The sequence below is a fragment of the Paenibacillus plantiphilus genome (assembly GCF_927798095.1).
In the GTDB taxonomy this organism is placed as follows: Bacteria; Bacillota; Bacilli; order Paenibacillales; family Paenibacillaceae; genus Paenibacillus_Z; species Paenibacillus_Z plantiphilus.
Map to the genome: position 1 here is coordinate 40,189 of NZ_CAKMMF010000002.1, position 21,140 is coordinate 61,328.

The window sequence follows — 21,140 nt, forward strand, 5'->3', positions numbered from 1 at the left end:
TATCACCTCTCCAATCATGCTTGGACAATGCGTGTGCCAATGCCGCCTTCAAGAACCGCTCGGCTAAGGACGTTGGGCTCGTCGCCATTGACGATAATGACCTCGCGAACCTGTCCTTGTATGCATTGAATGGCCGCGCGAACTTTAGGAATCATGCCGCCGTAAATTTCGCCGCTTGCAATCATCGCTTCAATCTCCTCGACTGTTACGCTGGGCAGCACGCGCTTCTCGCCATCGACTGTTTTCAAAATGCCGGGCACATCTGTTACAACGATCATGCGCTCTACCCCAAGATGAGAAGCGACCGCGCCGGCCGCCGTATCCGCATTGATGTTATAACGCTGCCCAGCCGCATCGATGCCGATTGGGGCGATGACCGGGATATACCCCATGTCCATAACACCCTCGATGATCTCGGCATTGACATCCGTTACGTCGCCGACAAAGCCGATTTCCGCTGTATTGGCAACCGGCTTCGCCGTAATGAGCCGTCCGTCCACGCCGGACAAGCCGAGCGACTTGGCGCCGCCCTGTTGAATTTTGCGGACAATCTCTTTATTAATCCGTCCTGCGAGCACCATCTCGACAACGTCCAGCACTTCCTCGCTCGTCCTGCGCAATCCGTTCACGAATCCGCTCTCAATGCCAAGCTTCGTCAACGTATCCGAGATTGCTGGTCCGCCGCCATGTACGATGACTGGCTTAACACCGCTCTCCTGCAATCCCCGCAGGTCGGCAAAAAAAGAGTCCGGCAGCGCTGCAAGCGTGCTGCCGCCGCATTTCATGACAAACCGTTGCTCCATATCTATTCCGTCCCCTTATCCGATCCTGTATCGTTACGTCCGATATGCCGCGTTAATGCGGACATAATCATACGTCAAGTCGCAGCCCCAAGCAGTCGCTTTGCCCGCGCCCATATGTAGGTCAACGCCAATAACGACTGTATCGCCCTTCAAATATTCGAGCGCCGCGTCTTCGTCGAATACGACAGGACGCGATTGCTCCAACGTCACAATATCACCCAACCGAATATCCACCGTCTCCGGATTAACAGGCTGGCCTGCCCGCCCGACAGCGGCAATGATCCGCCCCCAGTTGGCATCGGCGCCGAACACAGCGGACTTCACCAGCGACGAGCCGATGACTGTTTTCGCGATGGCCTGAGCCGCTTCATCCGATTCCGCTCCCCGCACCTGCACCTCAACAAGCTTCGTTGCGCCTTCTCCATCACGGGCAATCGCTTTCGCCAGCACCTCGCAAACATAGCGAAGCGCTGCCGCGAATGCAGCCCAGTCGGGATGGCTCTCGGTCAGCTCGCTGTTGCCTGCAAGGCCGCTTGCCATCGCAACAAGCATGTCATTCGTACTCGTGTCGCCGTCCACTGTAATCATGTTGAAGGTGAGGTCTGTCGCTTGGCGAAGCAGCTTATGCAGCGCCTCGCTGCCAATCGCGGCATCCGTCGTTACAAATCCGAGCATCGTTGCCATGTTGGGGTGAATCATGCCAGACCCCTTCGACGCGCCAGCTATATGAACGGTCTGCCCATCAATCGTGACCGACACGCATACTTCCTTCTTCACTAGATCCGTGGTCAGAATCGCCTGACAGAAATCATCAGCCGCTCCGTAGCTCGTCGACAGCTTCGCAGGCAGCTCTGCGATGCCGCTGCGAACGCAGTCCATCTTCAACAGCTCGCCTATTACGCCTGTCGAAGCTACAGCCACATGCTCCGGCGCTACGCCCAGCGCTTCAGCGAAGCCGCTCCGCATCTCATATGCATCGGCATCGCCTTGCTTGCCTGTGCAAGCATTGGCATTGCCGCTGTTCACGATAACAGCGCGCAGCACTCCGCCTGCGCCGATGCTCTCCCGCGTCACCTGAATCGGAGCCGCCTGGAATACATTCGTCGTATAGACGCCAGCCGCCGCCGCAGGCACCTCACAAACAATAGCGCCAAGATCATGGCGCGTCGTCTTCTTCAGACCGCAGTGCAAGCCTCCGGCCTTGAAGCCTTTGGGCGATGTAACCGAGCCCTCCGGCACGACCGAGAAGACTGCTTCAATGTTCCCTTGTCCCATCGTTCAATCTTGTCTCCTTCTTTATAGAAATAACATGTATGATGAAATGGCCAGTCTCCGCGTTAACTTCACTTCAAGGATTAAGGATATATCGGCACAAATTGCAATCCCAGCGTCTCGTCCCAGCCCATCATCAGATTCAGGTTCTGTATCGCCTGACCAGCCGCTCCCTTAACCAAATTATCTATAACTGAAATAATGGTAACGCGACCAGTCCGCTCGTCTACGGAGAAGCCGATGTCGCAATAGTTGGAGCCCGATACCTCTTTGGTCGCCGGCCATGTGCCATCCTTGCGAATACGAACGAAGCGGCGTCCTTCATAATAATTGCGGTATAGCGAAACGAAATCCTCAGAGCTGTACCCGCCCTGAACCGATGCATACATCGTGCTCATAATGCCGCGTGTCATCGGAACCAGGTGCGTCGTAAACGTCGTGACCACCGGCTTGCCAGCCACATCACCAAGCACCTGCTCGATCTCTGGAATATGCTGATGCTTGTTGATTTTGTAGGCCTTGAAGTTCTCGTTGATTTCCGCATAATGCGTGCCCAGACTTGTGCCGCGGCCGGCTCCGGAAACGCCGGACTTCGCATCGATAATAATCGTGGATGGATCGATATAGCCTGCTTTCACAGCCGGTATAAGACCCAGCAAGGTTGCAGTAGGGAAACAGCCTGGGTTGGAGATAAGGTCAACGCCGCGCACCGCTTCGCCGTATACCTCGGCCAATCCGTATACCGCTTGATCAAGATACTGCTGCTCCGCAGCCTCCTTCTTGTACCAGGTCTGATACAGCTCACGTGACTTCAGACGCAAATCACCCGAGATATCAATCACTTTAAGCCCCGCTTCCAGCAGAGAGGGCACTAGCTTTGAGGCAATGCCTGCAGGTGTCGCTATAAATACAACGTCGGCCTTGCTCTTGATGAGCGCCGCATCGACGTCATCCAGCAAATCCGTACGTATTTCAGTTAAATGCGGGTAGCCTTCCGCGATTGGCGAGCCTGCAGCTGATGACGAAGTCACAGATGTCACTTCAACCCCAGGGTGGCTGGCTAACAGCCGAATGAGCTCAACACCGCCATAACCGGTGGAGCCGATAATCGCAACATTCACTTTAGAATTCATTGATGTTCCTCTCCCATCCGATAACTTCCTAACTATCCATTTTACACGAACGAAGGGATAGAAGAAATAGCTTGTTGCCTGATGTATTATTATACATTTCAATTAATATAAATTCAATGATAAAATGATGACCGCTGTCCATGCAGCGCGCGCACTGTGTACTGGCAGCTGCGAACGGTGCAATCGTCCTTGCTCGCTTCACGGCCGCTTGAACCCTTCACCCAACACCTCCGCTGTATCACTTATGATGACAAAGGCAGCGGGATCAACCGACCGCACCAACTGCTTCAGCTTCGAAACCTCGCCTTGACCCACAACGACCATCAGCACCTGCCTCGCCGCTCCCGTGTATCCGCCATGGCCATCCAAACTGGTCAGACCGCGATCCAAATCATGCAGCACCGCTTGCCTGATCTCCTCCGCCCGACAGGAGATAATGAACGCGACTTTGGAGAGCGCAAGCCCTGTCTGGATAAAATCAATTGTTTTGCTCGTCACGAACAAGCCTATCAGCGCATAGAGCGAAATCTCCGGAGAAATGAGCACTCCTGCTGCGGCGATAACCAATCCATCGAAGCAGGCAACGGCCAGCCCCAATCGAATGCCGGTGTAACGATGCAGCAGTTGCGCAGCGAGATCAAGACCGCCTGTCGAGCCCTGCCCGCGAAAAACAAGGCCTAAGCCGGCACCAACGCCGATACCGCCATAGATAGCGGCAAGCAGCGCATTCTCTGTCAATGGCGGCCAATGGGAGGTGAGCAGCACGAAGAGCGGCAGCATGAAGGAACCGAGCGCCGTCTTCAGTGCAAATCGCTTGCCAAGCAGCCATAGGCCAAGCAGGAACAAGGGCACATTGAACGCCCATTGGATAAAAGCCGGCGCAATGCCGGTCAGCCGGTTCACAAGAATAGAGACGCCGGAAATTCCGCCAGAGGCGATTCCGAGCGGCACAAAAAATACATTGAAGCTGATAGCAATCAGAAATGAGCCCAGGAGCAGCAGAATAGTACCCGCAATGGCTTGCAAGCGGGGGTTAAGCTCCCTCCTATGGTGGTGTCCGCCGCCGCTCCGCCCTTGCTTATTCCCGGCTTGATGCTGCTGCCTTGGCTGCTGATCTAATTCATCCGACATAGGCCCCAATCACCTTTCCTGAATGACAAAAAGAGTTCCCACACTTTATCAGTGTAGGAACTCTTCGCCCTCGCTATGCATATGAACCGTTATTATACTTGCTCGGTCCGAATTTGACTTCGCAAATAACCATCGATGAAGGCATCCAGATCTCCATCCATCACGGCGCCGACATTGCCTGTCTCAACCGAAGTACGGTGATCTTTCACCATACTGTAGGGATGAAACACATAGGAACGAATCTGGCTGCCCCAAGCGATATCGGACTGCTCGCCGCGAATTTCTGCAAGATGCTTCTGCTGCTCCTCGATCTTGCGCTCATAGAGCTTGGAGCGGAGCATCGTCATCGCGCTCTCGCGGTTCTGAATTTGTGAACGCTGCGTCTGACAGGCGACAACGATACCGCTCGGAATATGAGTGATTCGAATGGCTGATTCCGTCTTATTGATATGCTGACCGCCAGCACCGCTCGCGCGGTAGGTGTCAACCTTCAAGTCCTCCGAGCGGATCTCAATCTCGATATCATCCTGAATCTCTGGCATAATGTCACAGGAGACGAAGGAGGTATGCCTTCTGCCCGAGGAATCGAATGGTGAAATCCGCACGAGCCTGTGTACGCCCTTCTCTGCTTTGAGATAGCCGTAGGCATTGTAGCCTTTGACAAGAATGGTCACGCTCTTGATGCCCGCTTCATCACCAGGCAAATAATCAAGCACCTCGACCTTGAAGCCATGCTTCTCCGCCCACCTCGTGTACATTCGGTAGAGCATCTGTCCCCAATCCTGCGACTCCGTTCCCCCAGCTCCCGGATGAAGCTCCAGAATGGCATTCAGCTTGTCGTAAGGCTGGTTGAGCAGCAGCTGCAGCTCAAATTCGCTGACCTTGCCTACGAGCTCCTGTACACTGCTGGCGATGTCCGCCTCCAGCGATTCGTCATCCTCTTCCTCTGCGAGCTCCAGCATCGTCTGCAGATCGTCCTGACTCTCGGCAAGTCGCTCGTATTGCTCGACGACTGACTTGATCGCATTCAGCTCAGCTATTGTGCTCTGCGCCCGATCGTTGTCATCCCAGAAGTCGGGGGCTGTCATCTTTTCCTCGAAATTCGCGATCAGCTCCGCCTTAAGATCTAAGTCAAAGAGACCCCCTTAGGTTTTGAAGCCGTTTCGCCGTCTCACGCAGGTCTTGCTTTATAGATACATCTATCATGACGATCGATTCACCTCAACATATTGTTCTGCCCTACACTATGCGGCGAGGGACTTTATTGTCCGTGGCATTGCTTGTATTTCTTACCGCTTCCGCACGGACACGGATCGTTGCGCCCAACACGCTCTTCACGCTTGACCGGACGTTTGGCCTGGGGCTCGCTGCTTCCGCCGCCGCCGGACTCCGTCTGTCCTTTGGCTACTTCCTGGCGCTCCAGATTATTCTCTACATGTGCCTTCATAATATATTTAGTGACTTCTTCCTGGATGCTGTCGATCATTTCCTTGAACATCTCGAAGCCTTCGAATTGATACTCGCGGAGCGGGTCGGTTCCTCCGTATGCACGCAGGTGGATACCTTGACGCAGCTGATCCATCGCATCGATATGATCCATCCACTTGCTGTCAACGGCACGCAGAACAACAACCTTCTCGAATTCACGCATCATCTCGATGCCGATCTCTTCTTCTCTGCGGTCATACAGCTTGAGCACCTGATTGTAGAGGAATTCTGTAATCTCCTCTGTTTCCTTGCCCCACAGATCATCCTTCGTAATCATGCCTTCATAGAGGAATGTACCCTGTGCGTAATCAACAATCTCTTGCAGCTCCCAGTTCTCCGGTACATCGTCACTCGGACAGTGGGCAGCTACGGACCGTTCAATAACCGGCTTAATCATCTCAAGCACAATGTCGCGGATATTCTCTGAGAACAGCACTTCACGACGCTGCTTGTAGATGATTTCCCGCTGCTGATTCATAACATCATCATATTGAAGGACGATCTTCCGCTGATCGAAGTTGTTGCCCTCTACCCGCTTCTGCGCAGATTCTATTGCGCGCGTAATAAGACGGCTCTCGATAGGCTGATCCTCATCAAAACCAAGGCGTTCCATCATGCCCATAATATTGTCTGAACCAAAGCGGCGCATCAGCTCATCTTCCAGAGACAAGTAAAACTGCGATGAGCCCGGGTCGCCCTGACGACCGGCACGACCACGGAGCTGGTTGTCGATCCGACGGCTCTCATGACGTTCCGTACCTATAATATGAAGACCGCCAGAAGTCGGGACGTTATCTCCTAAAAGAATATCCGTACCACGGCCTGCCATGTTCGTTGCGATTGTGACAGAGCCCTCTTGTCCAGCACGCGAAATAATTTCCGCTTCCTCGGCATGATACTTCGCATTGAGGACTTTATGCGTGACACCGCGTTTCTTCAGCATATCCGACAGACGTTCCGAGTTCTCAATCGACACCGTACCGACTAGCACCGGCTGGTTCTTCTTATGACGCTCCAAAATTTCTTCGACAACGGCTTTAAACTTGCCATTCTCCGTTTTGTAGACAACATCCGCGATGTCATTGCGGATCATTTGGCGGTTCGTCGGCACTTGAATAACATCAAGACCGTAAATTTTCTTGAATTCTTCTTCCTCTGTCTTAGCCGTACCCGTCATTCCGGCAAGCTTACGGTACATACGGAAGTAGTTCTGGAAGGTAATCGTCGCGAGCGTCATGCTCTCGTTCTGAACCTTCATCTGCTCCTTGGCTTCAATCGCTTGATGCAGACCGTCGCTGTAACGTCGTCCAGCCATCAGACGGCCTGTAAACTCATCAACAATGACAACTTCATCGTCCTGAACCACATAATCGACATCGCGCTTCATGATAGCACGTGCCTTAAGCGCTTGTTGAATATGGTGATTGATCAGCACATTGGCATGGTCGAACAGATTCTCAATAGCGAAAGCGCGTTCCGCCTTCTCCACACCTGCTTCTGTAATCGTAACAGAGCGAAGCTTCACATCGATCGTATAGTCCACATCCTGCTGCAATCGACTAACGAACCGGTCAGCGGCAAAATACATCTCCGTCGACTTGGCAGCTTGTCCCGAAATAATGAGCGGTGTACGCGCTTCATCGATCAGAATGGAGTCAACCTCGTCAATAATGGCAAAATAAAGCGGACGCTGCACCATCTGTTCCTTGTACAGCACCATGTTATCACGCAAATAGTCAAAGCCGAACTCATTATTCGTACCATAAGTAATATCGCAAGCATAGGCCGCTTGCTTCTCCGCATGTGTAAGTCCATGCATATTGCAGCCCACTGTCAGGCCTAAAAATTCATACAGCACGCCCATCTGCTGGCTGTCCCGCAGGGCCAAATAATCATTGACCGTGACAACGTGGACGCCTTTGCCCAGAAGAGCATTCAAATAAACAGCAAGAGTCGCGACTAGCGTCTTACCTTCCCCTGTCTTCATCTCAGAAATCTTGCCGTCATGAAGCACCATACCACCGATAAGCTGAACATCGTAGTGGCGTTTATCAAGAACCCTCTTGGATGCTTCGCGTGTAACGGCGAAAGCTTCCGGAAGCAGGTCGCTAAGCTCCTCGCCTTTGGCAGCACGAGCTTTGAACTCCTCTGTTTTGCCGCGCAGGGCATCATCTGAGAGCTGCGAAATTTTCGATTCCATTCCATTAATCTGCTCAACGATACGCATCAAACGTTTAATTTCACGTTCATTGGCGTCACCGAATATTTTCTTTACAAGTCCGAGCATGGTCTTCCCCTTTCGTTGTTACGCCTCTTTGCATAAATTGTAACAGTTTGCGGCATTTCCCGCAACGCACGACGAGACAGCGGATATAAAAAGGGCGTCGCTTCGATGACGAAGCGTGCCCTTGTGATTTATCAGTTAAGTATCATTATAAGTATTGGAATTAGTCCTGCTCAATAAGTCCGTATTTGCCATCACTGCGTTTATATACAACATTCACTTCTTTGGTCGCTGCATTGGCGAACATGAAGAACGAATGTCCGACCATATTCATTTGCAGAATGGCCTCCTCCACATCCATCGGCTTGAGCTGGAATCGCTTCGTGCGGACGAGCTCCAGTTCATCCTCTTCCTCCAACACCTTCACCGGAGCACCTTCATCCTGGAAAAGTGTTCGGATACCGCTGTTCTGACGGAACTTGCGGTTCAGCTTCGTCTTGTTCTTGCGAATCTGACGTTCAAGTTTGTCCACCACCAGATCGACGGAGGCGTACATGTCCTCGCTTTTCTCTTCCGCTCTTAACATGACGTTAGGAAGCTGGATCGCTACTTCTACTGCATGTCTACCTTTAGTGACGGACATCGTCACGTTAATATCGGAGGTTATTGACTCTTCAAAATACTTTTCCAGGCGGTTAAGCTTCTTTTCGACAAAATCGCGCATCGCGTCTGTCACTTGAATGTTTTGACCTCGAATGATGTATTCCATGGGGCATTCCTCCTTTACGTGATCTTATTATAACATAGGCGCAGGAGGAGACACAAAGCTATTTTCTGTTTTGTTAGAATATTTTGATAATTTATTGTCGAATGTGTGAGGGGGCTATTTGATTGATAAAAGTGGAATGCCTTCGTCGAAATCAATCGTATATTCGTGCTTGCTAGTCACATCTTATTGGGACCATATCGCCACTCACTGCTCTAATAAAATGACGGTGTTTCATGACTCCCCCTTCGATAAGGAAGATCTCCATCTATAGTTAGTTAAAATAAAAAAGTAGCCTCGGGTTTCCCAAGGCTACTGATAATACTTTGGTTAAGCGCGTACCATATATGGTGTGGCCGCTTAACAGCCGAATGATTACAATTTGATTACGTTTGCAGCTTGTGGTCCACGAGCACCCTCAACGATGTCGAATTCAACCGATTGGCCTTCTTCGAGTGTTTTGAAACCTTCGGATTGAATTGCGGAGAAATGAACAAATACGTCGCCGCCTTGCTCAGTCTCGATGAATCCATAACCCTTCTCAGCGTTGAACCATTTAACTTTACCTTGCATTCAGAACATTCCCTTCATTCATAAATTGCTGGAAATCACATAAAGTGAACCACATTTCGAATATAACATCGGCGTCACATAATTGTCAATGTAATTTTGTAAGCGAATACATTTCAGCAACTATCGTTTTATAATCAAGGAGCTTTCAACTGTTCCACTAACTCAAATGTATGAATAGCATCGTGTATTGACATTTTATCAACAGACTTTTCCTGCCTAATCACCGCAATGAAATATTCCAATTGAGAAGCAAATCCCGCTTTAGCTTCAAGGTCACAGCGATCCGGCAGAATTTCTACAGGTTCAGCACCCCGACTATGAAAATAAGCTTGCTCTAGATTTGTAAAATGAATCTTGCCATCTGGGATATATAGTTCATAATTCCAGTTTCCCATTGCATGCCAGTAAGCCTGAAAAGTGACTGGGATATTACTTTTTGATACAATTAAGGATGCATATCGATGATTTGAGGGCTCTGCCATTAAGTTGTTATTAAAGCTATTAATATGAGCAATATCTCCAGTGTAAAATCGGATGAGATCAATACAGTGTATTGTATTAGTTGAGAATAAGCTTTCTAATTTACTGGCGTCCATGTTGTTTTCACGGTAAATTCTGTATCTCTCGAAAGCATCCATACGCATTCCCAGAAGTCCGCCCATTTGATCGATTATAGATTTGGCCTTCTTTACTATACTGTAGAATCTGCGATTGAAACCTACCATAACTGGAGTATTAAATTGCTCGCTGTACCGGGCAATTAATCTTGCTTCATCCGAGCATATTCCTGGCGGTTTCTCTATTAACAATGGAACTCGATAGTGTAACAACGATAGTGACAATTCGCAAATATGATGTGGTGGAACAAGTAGAAGCACGCCATCAACAGTCTCTTGTTGCATCATTTCTGCTACAGACGTATAGGTTCGCGATATTCCGTACTGATTTCTTGCTTTTATATTACTTTCTTCCGTTCGATTTACTGCAGCCACCATTTCAATAGACATGCTGCCATTTCTATTTAACCAGTTAATAGCCTGATTATATTGCTGAAAGATTAGTCCCGTACCTACTACAGCCAAACGAATCCTCAATTTCATTCTAATCACCGCCGAATTATGTAAATAGAAACCTTCTATCCCTTATTACATCCCCCTGAAGAGGCAACTGAATTTTTCGATTCCCTTGCTCGTGCGAATCATGAATTGAAATAATAGCTTCCAGAGCATCGATTGCATGGTTTACAACATTTTCAAATTCATCCACCATTAACTTTGAATAAGCTAAACCTGTTAAGTTCACTATATCAAGTTCCTCAAAATTTATTTGCTCAATTAAAGTTAAAGGTGTTCCGTATCTTGTTACAGGCAAGTTTATAGTTTCTTCATCTCTTCTTTCTATCGTATAATAACCTTTAGTTTCCTCAATAAGAATTCGTCCATAGGTTCCATTTATTGTGATCATTGGGGGAATACCTATGTCCTCTGTTAATTCAAAAAAAACGCGAGTATCATCAAATAAATGAAAAATGGCATATCCTCCAGGATCTGCGAACTGTACCCCGCGAGGATTGGGAACATTCTCATCATTCAAAAAACCAACAACTGACTTTACTTTATAACCTGACAAAAACATGAAAAGATCAATAAAATGGGTACCGTTACACCCCATCTGTCCTCCACCCATAGTGAAACTGAAACTTTCAATCTTTCCAATTATTCCATTTCGTAATTTCCCCTTCAAAGCTATATAATCACTACACCATCGTCTCGGATGATTAACAAGCAATCGAACCCGGTGTTTCTTTGCAAGATCCGCCATATTCTGCGCATCTCTCAAGGAAGTAGCAAGTGGTTTTTCACATAGTATTTGTTTTACCCCAGATCTTACTAGATCTTCGAATATAGAATAATGGCTAGGGCCGTTTGTCGCAATCGCGACAATGTCTGGTTTACTTATTCGAATAGCGTCAATATGTGACTGGAATCTACAGGATTCTGAGATTGAAAACTCTTCACCTATCATCCGAAGTGTATCCTCTCTCAAATCGACTACTGAGCAGATTTCCGCATTTTCTATTTTTCTAAGTGCAAGTAGGTGCCGCTTTCCCATAGGCCCTAATCCAATTACGCAAATTTTGGTCATCAACTTTTCCCCCAGAACAAGCTTATCTTTATGATGATAAATTGATATAATATCCTTACACTTCAACTATTCAACAAGGAGGAATCACATGCATATCTTAATATCAGGCGATTCATTAGCACTTCCTCGTCCTCATAATCCTAAAACATATGATTACGGTACAGAAACCGAGTTAGCTGTTAATTTTCATGATACCTATGGAAGTCTTCTACAATTTGGACTTCAAAAACTATATCCAAATGCCCCCATTCAAGTAACCAATCGCGCTCAAAGAGCATCAACTATTGTTCATATCTTTAATAACCTCCAAGACCATTTATTCTTCTTTCAACCAGACGTATTTATACTACATGTGGGACTTGTTGATTGTTGGATTCGACCTGAACTGGAAACAAAACAGTATGTGCAAATAGACAGTTTTATAAGTTATTATCACTCTCTACTGCATTATATCCAAAAAAAACCAAAAACAAAATGCATTATTATTGGCATATGTCCAACCTCAGAAAAAATGTATAATAGATATCCGGGTTTAGACAATGAAATCAAAAAATACAACTTAATTCTTAACCAAGCGGATGAACAGCAATTTTTCTTTATTGACATGAACAAACATTTAGAAAGTGAACCTTTAAATCAATACCTACTTCCAGATGATCAACATCTTAATAAATCAGGTAATAAACTTATTTATAAACAAACCTTGAAAATCATACAGGCAATTATTGAAACCGAGCATGGAGTTGATCTCCTCCAACAAGGACACGGCGAGGAAGCAAAACTTGCCTTTTTAAGAGCCTTTCGCCACTATCCCTACTATCTTGAGGCACTTTATCGGATACTTGATCTGTGCACATCATCATTAAATGACAATTCTACATTCAATAGAATTCAACGATTTTACCAAAGTACACATTTAATCGATTCACGAATTGACGATATAATTACCAAGCATTCAAACCTCCATCCACAATAATATTCTGTCCCGTAACATAACTGGAGGCATCTGAAGCCAAATAAAGAACCGCCCCCGTCATTTCATCCGGCTTAGCCATTCTTGCTAAAGGAACCCGGGCAGAATATCTCTGCTGGAATTCTTCATTTTGTCCACTTTCAACACCACCTGGTGTGATGGAATTGACGCGAATGCCATATTGCGCCCAGTAGGTGGATAAATATCTAGTCAGCCCAATTACTCCTGCTTTGGATGCCGAATAGACAGCAGGAGACGTAATCGGTCTACCCATATAATAGGAACCTTCATATATGCGATGATCAGGTGCCATTACACCGTAAATAGAAGCCGTTTGAATAATTGATCCACCGATTCCTTGTTTGATCATTTGCTTTCCTACTGCTTGTGCAACAAGAAATACACCATCCAAATTAACAGACATCACTTCCTGCCATTGCTTGAGAGTATATTCTTCAAAAGGAGCAAGAAAAGCTGCAAGATCAGTGGACTTGCTCGCGGCGTTGTTATGTAATATGTTAATGTCGCCCATTGCCTTCACCGATATTTCAACCATTTCAGCAACATCTTTTGGGTCCGCAACATTGCATTTTACACCTATTGCCTGTACGCCATAGCAGTCTTCTAACTCAGTCGCTAATGTTACGGCGGCTTGTTCGTCAATGTCAACGACTATCACGTTTGATCCGAACTCAGCAAATGCATGACAGAACCTTTGACCCAGGATACCAACTGCCCCTGTAATAATAGCGGATTTACCTTTCAGGGAAAAAGATTCCGAATATTTATTCATCTGATACTCCTTCTCGCGCGTTTATAATCCACTCAACAATACGAAAATCTAATTCACTGTCAATATCAATAGACCTCTCCTCTGGCATAACATAAATACCTGTGTCATGTAGGAATAATGTTGTCCTCTCAAGCAATACATTTCGTTTCCATACATAAATTGAAGCATTCATATCAAAACACTTTGGAGCATCTTGTCTTCTTAGTACAGGTACTTCTAAAGTCTTCGACAGGTGTACCCTCCCTAATTCATCCTGTTCTACTAAATTAAAATAAGGGGATCGTCTTGCGGGCATTCCAGTTATGACATTAGAAATATTACTTTCCTCCAAGAGCTTGACCGAAGCGATAATATCATTAACGGTTCGAAGTGGTGCAGTAGCATCTAAATCAACCACAACATCAAACTCTACACCCATCAGCCTTTCTGCTTCCATAAGACAGTGCTGGATAACTGGCAGCTTTGCAGCATTATCTGTAGCAAGAATCTCAGGCCGGTTAATAAGAATATCTGCCCCCCACTGGCGCGCAGCGCTAAGAATCTCCTCTGAATCGCTACTGACTGCAATATAATCGAACAACCCTGACCTTTTTGCTTGGTCAATACTATAAGCAATTAATGGCTTTCCAAGTATCTCTCTTATGTTTTTATTCCTTACGCCTTTGGAGCCGCCACGTGCACATATCGAGCAGAGTCTAGGCATTAATAATCCACTCCTTTTGACTTGCAGAGCATTCAATTGCTTCAATCATACGTACAATATTTAAACCATCCTCATATTCACATAAATTGGAATGCACACCTTGAACAATTGCATCATGCTGCATTTCATAAGTGTCATCACGGTCACAGTCAATATGAAAAATCTCTTTGTCTAATTGAAACGTTCTGTTGCTGAAGTCAATTTTATATGTATGCAAATCCGTGTTGACGATGATTTCCCTCCGCCCCATACGATCTAAATAATTCACCTGAATCTGCACCTGTGGACATCGTTCCATCTCCACGAGCAATGAAAATGAATCATCGCTTGTTATTTCAAGGGAGCTATATTTGCCCCCTATGGCTGAAAGTCTTCTCCATTTGCCGAATAAAAAGTTCGCATAGTCAAGCTCATGACTAAGATCGCGTATGACACCACCGCCATCATTGATTCTAGCTGAATAACTTGCTCTATAGTCTGTATTGGGACGCCAGTCAGGTAAATATTGCCCTGTATAAATAGTCGCCGATATTATGTGCTCTCTTGTTAAAGCACTCTTCAAACGCTGAAGCAAAGGATGAAATCTCAGATTGTACGCAACAAATATATCCATCTGATGATTTTCCGGCAGTTCTAACAACCTATGATATAACGGTTTCTCAACAAGAACCTTTCCCTGAAAGTTGCTTGCAAGTACTTGCAATAGTGCTGAGTGATGCTGGTTTGTCTTATTTGCTATTACAATATAATCAGGGCAATAATTCTGAATAGCTTCAGAGATATTTGTGAATTTATATGGAAAATTGATCTTTCTTTCACTAACGACGGCTGTCTCAATATTCATACTTTGAAGCAATCGTGTATGTCTCTCACCTATGGAGCCAAAGCCTACTACAATTGCTTTCATTCAAAATTCTCCATATATTCACCGTTTGCTCGATTAAAATCATCCATACGCCCTATATCCAGCCAATATTCTCGTATTGGAAATACACTAGCTTCATAATGAGATGCTATAATCTGTTCGAATAAGGTAGGCATATCGTAGAACGCCTTTTTAGGTATCATCTCAAGGGTTCTCGGTTCTAACAAGTAGATTCCTGCATTAACATAGAACCTCTGAATCGGCTTTTCCTCAATCGCAATTAAAGTATGACCATTTGTTCGAATAACACCGTATGGAACCTGATAGTCAAAATCTCTTACACACATCGTAGCCAAAGCTTTAGTTTCCTTGTGATAGTCAAGTAATTGATGAAAATTCACTTTAGTTAATAAATCTCCATTCATAACAAACAGCGGCTCACTTAGCCCGAAATCTGCCAGTAAACTCAGAGAACCTGCAGTACCCATTCTCTCTGTTTCATCAATATATTTGATATCAACTCCCCACCTAGATCCATCACCAAAATAATCTTTAATCATTTCAGCCTTATAATTAACAGTAAAATAAAAACGGTAGAACCCACATTCAATAAAATTTTCAAGTATGATTTCTAAAATCGGTTTTTTCCCAACTTTAAGCAGCGGCTTGGGACAATTGTCAGTTAACGGGCGTAACCGTGTACCTAATCCACCAGCCATTAATACGACAGGATTAGAGTGGCTTCTCTTTTCTATATAACTTTCTAGCAGTTCCATACGAACCACTTTTCCATTTTTATCGATTATAGGAACTTGACGAAGGTTGTGCAAACGCATTAAAGAGAAAATAGTTTGTCGGCTATCTATTGATTTAGCAACAACAGGATTACCATTCATAACTGTAGTAACTAGGGAATACAACGATTCCCCCCTTAGTAGTCCACGACGGATATCTCCATCTGTCACTGTTCCGAGCAGCACATGATCTTCACTAACTACTAAAGCAATTTGTTTTGATCCGGTATCGATAATACGCAATGCGTCCATAATTGTTTTATTGGGTGTTATTAATACTTTATGGAATGTACTCATCGGTTTATCTCCTTTGCGGGAACTCCTACAACCAAGCTTCTCGAAGAAACATCTGAAATTACAACGGCACCTGCTCCTACAATCGACCCTCTCCTTATTCTTATGCTTTGAATAATAGTTGCGCCAGCTCCTATATGGACTTCTGGTTCTATTAGAACATTTCCGCAGAGTATTGCGCCTGGAGATATATGAACGTGCTCACCTAATTTGCAATCATGATCTACTACAGAACGTGTATTAATTATTGTGTTTGAGCCTAACGTCACCCCAGGTTGAATGATCACTCCAGCCATAATCTGCACACCTTCACTAAGTTTAGTACTTGCTGAAACAGTGGCACTATAGTGAATAAGAGTCTCAAATCGATATCCTTGCTGCTTAAACGAATCGAACACTGCTTTTCTTGTAGAAATCTTACCAACAGAGCCGATTCCGTTGACCAATAATACAGAATCCGGGGGAAATTGTGATACCAATTGGTCGTCATTTCCTATATATGGGACACCTATGTTAACTGCTTCTGGTGCTACCACTCCCAAAATTGTGTTATTTGTTTGACGAATAATGTCCAACAATACCTTAGCATGACCTCCAGCACCTAATAATACAAGTGGAAGACCCATTCAATCACCCGCAGTTCTCTATCGATTCTCATATTAAATCGTTAGTCTTATAGCTCCTAGTGGAACTACTTCCAAGAACATTCCAATAGTTCATAGGCGATATTCCCGTACCAGGTCTTTTCACACAAATGTTACTTTCATCGAAGCACTCACCAATTTTTATATCTCTTGCGGCGATTATGCTTTTTCTCGCAACACCTAAGTTTTTCAACTCAGATATAGTAGGCTTCTTAAATGAGCTACCCATAGCTCTTTCAACTAGCCTTATTGATTTAATCATTTCGGCCAGTTCATCAGGTTCTAAAGATGATTGGTGATCTGGACCGGGTAAATTACGATCCAAAGTGAAATGCTTCTCTATGACCCTTGCTCCCCGCGCAACAGCTGCGATTGGCACAGTAATACCGGCCGTATGATCTGAATACCCAACAGGCAAACCGAAAAACTCTTTCATTGTATCCATAACCAGCAAATTAACTTCATCTATCGGGCATGGATACTCAGTCGTACAGTGCAAGAGTATCACTCTCTCTTTCAGCAACTGCTTTCCTTCCTCTAAAAGAAAGGCGTCTTTTAAATTTGCTGAAGTAGGTGTGTCATTTGGATAAATATATCCAAATGCAATTACCGATAACGCTCTCTCAATTTCCTCAAAAGTACTCATTCCAGTAGAAAGTATGATTTGAACTTGACTTCGAGCAGTTTCTAACAATAGAGGCCCATTCGTTATCTCACCTGATGAGATTTTCACTTCTTTTAGATGCAATTCATCAACTAAAAGGTGCAGACTATCAATATCAAACGGTGTAGAAAGAAACTTTATTCCCCGCTCTGAACAATGTCTAATTAATTGGTGATGTGCGCTATCATCCAACTCAAGTTTTCTTAACATCTCGAGTTGAGAATCACTTACACCAGCTGCTTCTTGATAGTCAGCCTTCCTTGCCTCCGGAACGACCAACTTATCTGCCTTAAAGGTTTGGAACTTAATTGCATCTGCTCCAGCATCCGCAGCTTCATCAATAAGGTTGATTGCCATTTCAACTGACCCGTTGTGATTCACTCCAGCCTCAGCAATAATATAAGTGCTCAATTCCCTGTCCATTTTCATGCTGCTCCTCACACATATTCTTCTTTTTGAAGATCATAAAAATCCTTTTGCACAATCCCTATTAGATCCGTATTCTTCAGCACTTCCTTGATCTTCTTGGAGCTATTTCCTTCACCGAATAAATAGACAGCATTTGCAATTTCATCTTGAAATGATTTTGAAAGTGCCAAATGAATGGATTTACTGATATCATTCGCAGTCTCGGAGCAATCGATGATCGTAGCCCCCTTTAACCGACCTTTCTGTCTATCACCGATATTCACAGTAGGTTTATAAAAAAAAGGCGCCTCATAAATCCCACTCGAAGAATTTCCAATTACAACATCGACGTGGGACAATGCGCTCATATATCTTAACTGACCCATATTTGTGACGGATATAGCTCGCAAAGTATTCTCTTCTACGTATTGATCAATCATTTGAGACAGTATTCTTCCTTCAGCATCTGCATTCGGTTTTGTAAATATTATTTTCACTTCAGGAAACTCATTTAAAGCCGACAACAACTCTGACATTACTTTCTCATTCCCGTCTCTATGTAAAGTAACAGGATGATAAGTGACTAAAAAGTTAAGCTTTCCAAGTCGGAAACCCACTGATTTCTCAAATTCATCTCTGGATAAACGAGACGTTTGCATTAGCTGATCTATGCCCATTGCTCCCACTTGAAACACACGTTGCGGAGGTTCGCCCAGCTGAATGACCCTCCTCCGATAATCATCGGCTGCGACAAAGTGAAGCTGTGACATTTTTGTAACAGCATGCCTGATTGATTCATCAATAGCACCCTCGGTTTTTTCGCCCCCATGTATATGAGCAACTGGAACCTTTAATACAAGCGCGGCCTGCGCGGCAGCCAGCATTTCATAACGATCACCTAGCAAAACGATGATATCAGGAGTGAGTCTGTCGAATGCCTCAGCAAAACTGATAACTCCTAGACCAATCGATTTAGCTATACCGATAGGTGTGTCACTCGATACAATCATCTCGATCTTACTGTTAATAATAAAACCATCTCGTTCAATTTCTTTATACGTGAGACCAAACTCTGGTGATAAATGAGAACCTGTCGCTATTAATATTAATTCAAGTTCCTCATCCATATTAATTTCTTTCATAAGCCAATACAACAGACCATATTCAGCTCTACTCCCAGTTATAATACATATTTTACGCCTTTCCATGTAAACTTCCCTTCCCTTCGTCAATTCAAAACGAATTTATTTCATCAGCCAAGGGTAGGTCCGCTAGGTATATTAATGATTTGCCTCTGTAGAATTAAGGTTGTTTCCAATTCCATTGCTGGGCACTCCTTGTACATCGACAATAAATGGAGTGGTTTCCATATTGGTCTAAGCATTAATCCTTCATTTGCAGCCGATTCCAATAGATCATCTCTGGATACTGTACCGCCCAAAAAAAGAACATTAAGCCAATAATTACTGCGTGCCCATTCCTGCTCCGTATACAAATGAACGCCAGAAACGTTTTTAAATGCACTCCGATATTTCTTAGCCAGTTCTCTTTTTGATTTTATGAAGTTAGGCAACTCTTCCATTTGTGCACAACCTAGTGCAGCATTAATGTTAGGCATTCTATAATTATAACCGATGGAATCGTGATCATATTCCCATTTATGAGGTATTTTAGCCGTAGTAGTAAGATGCTTCGCCGCTTTTGCTATCTCAGAATCGTTAGTAATAATGGCTCCCCCACCACCAGTGGTAATGATCTTGTTCCCATTAAAACTAATCGCACCCATTTTACCAAACAAACCAGTATGTTTCCCTTTGTAATACGAACCGAGAGATTCAGCAGCATCTTCAATCAATTCAATCTTGTAATGGTGCACTAATTCAATTAATGATTCAATATCTACTGGTTGTCCAAAGGTATGCATAGGAACAACAGCTTTTATTCGTCTGTTTGTTCGTCGATTATAACAGCCATCATGTTTCAAGATAGCAATGTCTTTTAAATAATGATCTAGTTTTTGTACATCAAGTCCTAGCGTGTGATGGTCTACATCAGCGAAATGAGGTATTGCCCCACTATAAGTTACTGCATTGGCAGTAGCAACAAAAGAAAGTGAAGGTACAAGAACTTCATCGCCTGCTTTTACTCCAGCCAGTAACAAGCATATGTGAAGGGCTGCTGTTCCATTTACAACAGCTACTGCATGTTTAGCCCCAGTGAATTGTTCTAATTTTCGTTCAAACAAATCGACATATTTGCCAACGGATGATACCCATCCCGTATCGATGCAGTCTTTTATATACTTCCATTCATTTCCTTTAAATGAAGGTTCATGTAATGCCACCGTCGCATCTGGCCCCACAGCAATTACGGATCGGATCGTTCTAATAATTTGCTTCTCAAAAGTTCCGATGGTCATTTCTTCTCACTCTTTTCATGAATGCCATTAGATATTATAGATACCCATCTTGTATTTTGCTAAATTCTCGCCATTACTAAACCACTCTACTGTTTTTTCGATTCCTTTATTTAAACCATCTAAAGTCCCATACTTAGGCTCCCAATTCAACAACCTTTTAGCTTTTTGATTATCCGCCCATAAACGTTCAACTTCACTGCCTTCAGGCCGCAAACGAGCAGATTCAGTCTCAATTATCAGTTCTTTCCCCATTATCTTTGCAATGAGTTGCGCTGTTTCTCCGATTGATACTTCGTAATTACTACCTATATTAATAATTTCACCAATCACTTTATCAGATACCAACGCGGCCAAAAAACCTCTTACTGTATCTTCTACATAATTAAAGTCTCGTGTCGGGCTGAGGGAGCCAAGTTTAATGGTTTGATTCCCTGCAGCTAATTGAGTTATAACTGTAGGTATTATAGCGCGTGCAGATTGGCGAGGACCATAAGTATTAAATGGTCTTATTATTCCTACTGGCGTTTCAAATGATCGAAAGAAAGACATCGCAATCTGATCGGCCCCTATCTTTGTTGCCGAGTAAGGCGATTGACCTTGTAGTGGATGTTCTTCCGTTATAGGAACAAATTGAGCTGTACCATAAACTTCACTAGTTGAAGTGTGAATGATTTTGCTTAAACCAAGCTCTCTTGCCGCTTGAAGTACATTTAAAGTTCCTTTTATATTTGTATCCACATAAGTGTCCGGAGAATGATACGAATATGGAATTGCAATCAGAGCTGCTAGATGAAGCACGGTATCACACCCCGACATCGCTTTTTTAACTCCGAATGGATCCCGAATGTCACCTGTGAAAATCTCAATTTGCTTAACGATCTCCTTATCGCAGTCATCCAACCATCCCCATGAGTTGAATGAATTGTACATAACAAATGACCGCACATTATATCCGGCTTTCACCAGCGCTTCTGTCAGATGAGAACCAATAAATCCATCGGCACCAGTCACTAATACTTTACGGTTATTAGGCATTATGTTCTCCTCA

20 protein-coding genes are annotated in these 21,140 nt (G+C 44.7%); 1 reads left to right on the plus strand and 19 read right to left on the minus strand.

What is annotated here, in order from left to right; genetic code table 11:
- Positions 1 to 14: 14 nt before the first annotated feature.
- From argB to L6H65_RS01670, 10 genes are all read right to left on the minus strand, one after another.
- On the minus strand, positions 15 to 803 hold the full coding sequence (argB, locus tag L6H65_RS01625) for an acetylglutamate kinase (RefSeq protein ID WP_236338569.1): 789 nt from the start codon (positions 801 to 803) through the stop codon (positions 15 to 17).
- A 33-nt stretch (positions 804 to 836) separates the two neighbouring features.
- Positions 837 to 2,078 (minus strand): bifunctional ornithine acetyltransferase/N-acetylglutamate synthase, encoded by a 1,242-nt coding sequence (argJ, locus tag L6H65_RS01630; RefSeq protein WP_290370282.1) that lies wholly within the window; start codon positions 2,076 to 2,078, stop codon positions 837 to 839.
- 80 nt (positions 2,079 to 2,158) lie between these two features.
- The gene (argC, locus tag L6H65_RS01635) at positions 2,159 to 3,208 is read right to left on the minus strand and encodes an N-acetyl-gamma-glutamyl-phosphate reductase (protein ID WP_236338570.1); all 1,050 of its coding nucleotides are present in this window, start codon (positions 3,206 to 3,208) and stop codon (positions 2,159 to 2,161) included.
- Between the two features lie 198 nt (positions 3,209 to 3,406).
- The gene (locus L6H65_RS01640; RefSeq protein ID WP_236338571.1) at positions 3,407 to 4,339 is read right to left on the minus strand and encodes a YitT family protein; all 933 of its coding nucleotides are present in this window, start codon (positions 4,337 to 4,339) and stop codon (positions 3,407 to 3,409) included.
- 92 nt (positions 4,340 to 4,431) lie between these two features.
- A protein-coding gene (gene prfB, locus L6H65_RS01645) for a peptide chain release factor 2 (RefSeq protein WP_236338572.1) occupies positions 4,432 to 5,545 on the minus strand; the annotation gives its coding sequence in 2 pieces (ribosomal slippage) (positions 4,432 to 5,472 and positions 5,474 to 5,545; 1,113 coding nt in all).
- Between the two features lie 55 nt (positions 5,546 to 5,600).
- Positions 5,601 to 8,114, minus strand: a complete 2,514-nt coding sequence (gene secA / locus L6H65_RS01650; protein ID WP_236338573.1) for a preprotein translocase subunit SecA — start codon at positions 8,112 to 8,114, stop codon at positions 5,601 to 5,603.
- A 160-nt stretch (positions 8,115 to 8,274) separates the two neighbouring features.
- Positions 8,275 to 8,820: a ribosome hibernation-promoting factor, HPF/YfiA family gene (gene hpf / locus L6H65_RS01655; RefSeq protein ID WP_236338574.1), complete on the minus strand. Its 546-nt coding sequence runs from the start codon at positions 8,818 to 8,820 to the stop codon at positions 8,275 to 8,277.
- 372 nt (positions 8,821 to 9,192) lie between these two features.
- Positions 9,193 to 9,390, minus strand: coding sequence for a cold-shock protein (locus tag L6H65_RS01660; RefSeq protein WP_042170033.1), 198 nt, complete (start codon positions 9,388 to 9,390; stop codon positions 9,193 to 9,195).
- A 134-nt stretch (positions 9,391 to 9,524) separates the two neighbouring features.
- Positions 9,525 to 10,490 carry a Gfo/Idh/MocA family protein gene (locus tag L6H65_RS01665; RefSeq protein WP_236338575.1) on the minus strand — a complete coding sequence of 322 codons (966 nt, stop codon included), beginning with the start codon at positions 10,488 to 10,490 and terminating at the stop codon, positions 9,525 to 9,527.
- Between the two features lie 16 nt (positions 10,491 to 10,506).
- On the minus strand, positions 10,507 to 11,535 hold the full coding sequence (locus L6H65_RS01670; RefSeq protein WP_236338576.1) for a Gfo/Idh/MocA family protein: 1,029 nt from the start codon (positions 11,533 to 11,535) through the stop codon (positions 10,507 to 10,509).
- 88 nt (positions 11,536 to 11,623) lie between these two features.
- Here L6H65_RS01670 and L6H65_RS01675 point away from each other — a divergent pair, with 88 nt between their 5' ends.
- Entirely contained in the window at positions 11,624 to 12,511 is an 888-nt protein-coding gene (locus L6H65_RS01675) for an SGNH/GDSL hydrolase family protein (protein ID WP_236338577.1), read from the plus strand.
- Here L6H65_RS01675 and L6H65_RS01680 read toward each other — a convergent pair.
- From L6H65_RS01680 to L6H65_RS01720, 9 genes are read right to left on the minus strand one after another with little or no spacing between them, the layout of a single operon-like run.
- Positions 12,480 to 13,301 carry an SDR family oxidoreductase gene (locus tag L6H65_RS01680; protein WP_236338578.1) on the minus strand — a complete coding sequence of 274 codons (822 nt, stop codon included), beginning with the start codon at positions 13,299 to 13,301 and terminating at the stop codon, positions 12,480 to 12,482. The genes L6H65_RS01675 and L6H65_RS01680 overlap by 32 nt on opposite strands.
- A complete protein-coding gene (locus L6H65_RS01685) occupies positions 13,294 to 14,004 on the minus strand; it encodes an acylneuraminate cytidylyltransferase family protein (RefSeq protein WP_236338579.1) in 711 nt (236 codons plus the stop codon). Before L6H65_RS01685 ends, L6H65_RS01680 begins: the two co-directional genes overlap by 8 nt.
- A complete protein-coding gene (locus L6H65_RS01690) occupies positions 13,997 to 14,911 on the minus strand; it encodes a Gfo/Idh/MocA family protein (protein WP_236338580.1) in 915 nt (304 codons plus the stop codon). The genes L6H65_RS01685 and L6H65_RS01690 overlap by 8 nt, the downstream gene beginning before the upstream one ends.
- Positions 14,908 to 15,960: a nucleotidyltransferase family protein gene (locus L6H65_RS01695; RefSeq protein WP_236338581.1), complete on the minus strand. Its 1,053-nt coding sequence runs from the start codon at positions 15,958 to 15,960 to the stop codon at positions 14,908 to 14,910. The genes L6H65_RS01690 and L6H65_RS01695 overlap by 4 nt, the downstream gene beginning before the upstream one ends.
- Positions 15,957 to 16,583 (minus strand): acetyltransferase, encoded by a 627-nt coding sequence (locus tag L6H65_RS01700; protein ID WP_236338582.1) that lies wholly within the window; start codon positions 16,581 to 16,583, stop codon positions 15,957 to 15,959. Before L6H65_RS01700 ends, L6H65_RS01695 begins: the two co-directional genes overlap by 4 nt.
- A 28-nt stretch (positions 16,584 to 16,611) precedes the next feature.
- Positions 16,612 to 17,688: an N-acetylneuraminate synthase gene (gene neuB, locus L6H65_RS01705; protein ID WP_236338583.1), complete on the minus strand. Its 1,077-nt coding sequence runs from the start codon at positions 17,686 to 17,688 to the stop codon at positions 16,612 to 16,614.
- A gap of 14 nt (positions 17,689 to 17,702) precedes the next feature.
- Positions 17,703 to 18,881, minus strand: a complete 1,179-nt coding sequence (gene neuC, locus L6H65_RS01710; RefSeq protein WP_236338585.1) for a UDP-N-acetylglucosamine 2-epimerase — start codon at positions 18,879 to 18,881, stop codon at positions 17,703 to 17,705.
- 44 nt (positions 18,882 to 18,925) lie between these two features.
- A complete protein-coding gene (locus tag L6H65_RS01715) occupies positions 18,926 to 20,092 on the minus strand; it encodes a LegC family aminotransferase (protein ID WP_236338587.1) in 1,167 nt (388 codons plus the stop codon).
- A 27-nt stretch (positions 20,093 to 20,119) separates the two neighbouring features.
- Positions 20,120 to 21,127, minus strand: a complete 1,008-nt coding sequence (locus L6H65_RS01720) for an NAD-dependent 4,6-dehydratase LegB (RefSeq protein ID WP_236338588.1) — start codon at positions 21,125 to 21,127, stop codon at positions 20,120 to 20,122.
- Positions 21,128 to 21,140 lie beyond the last annotated feature (13 nt).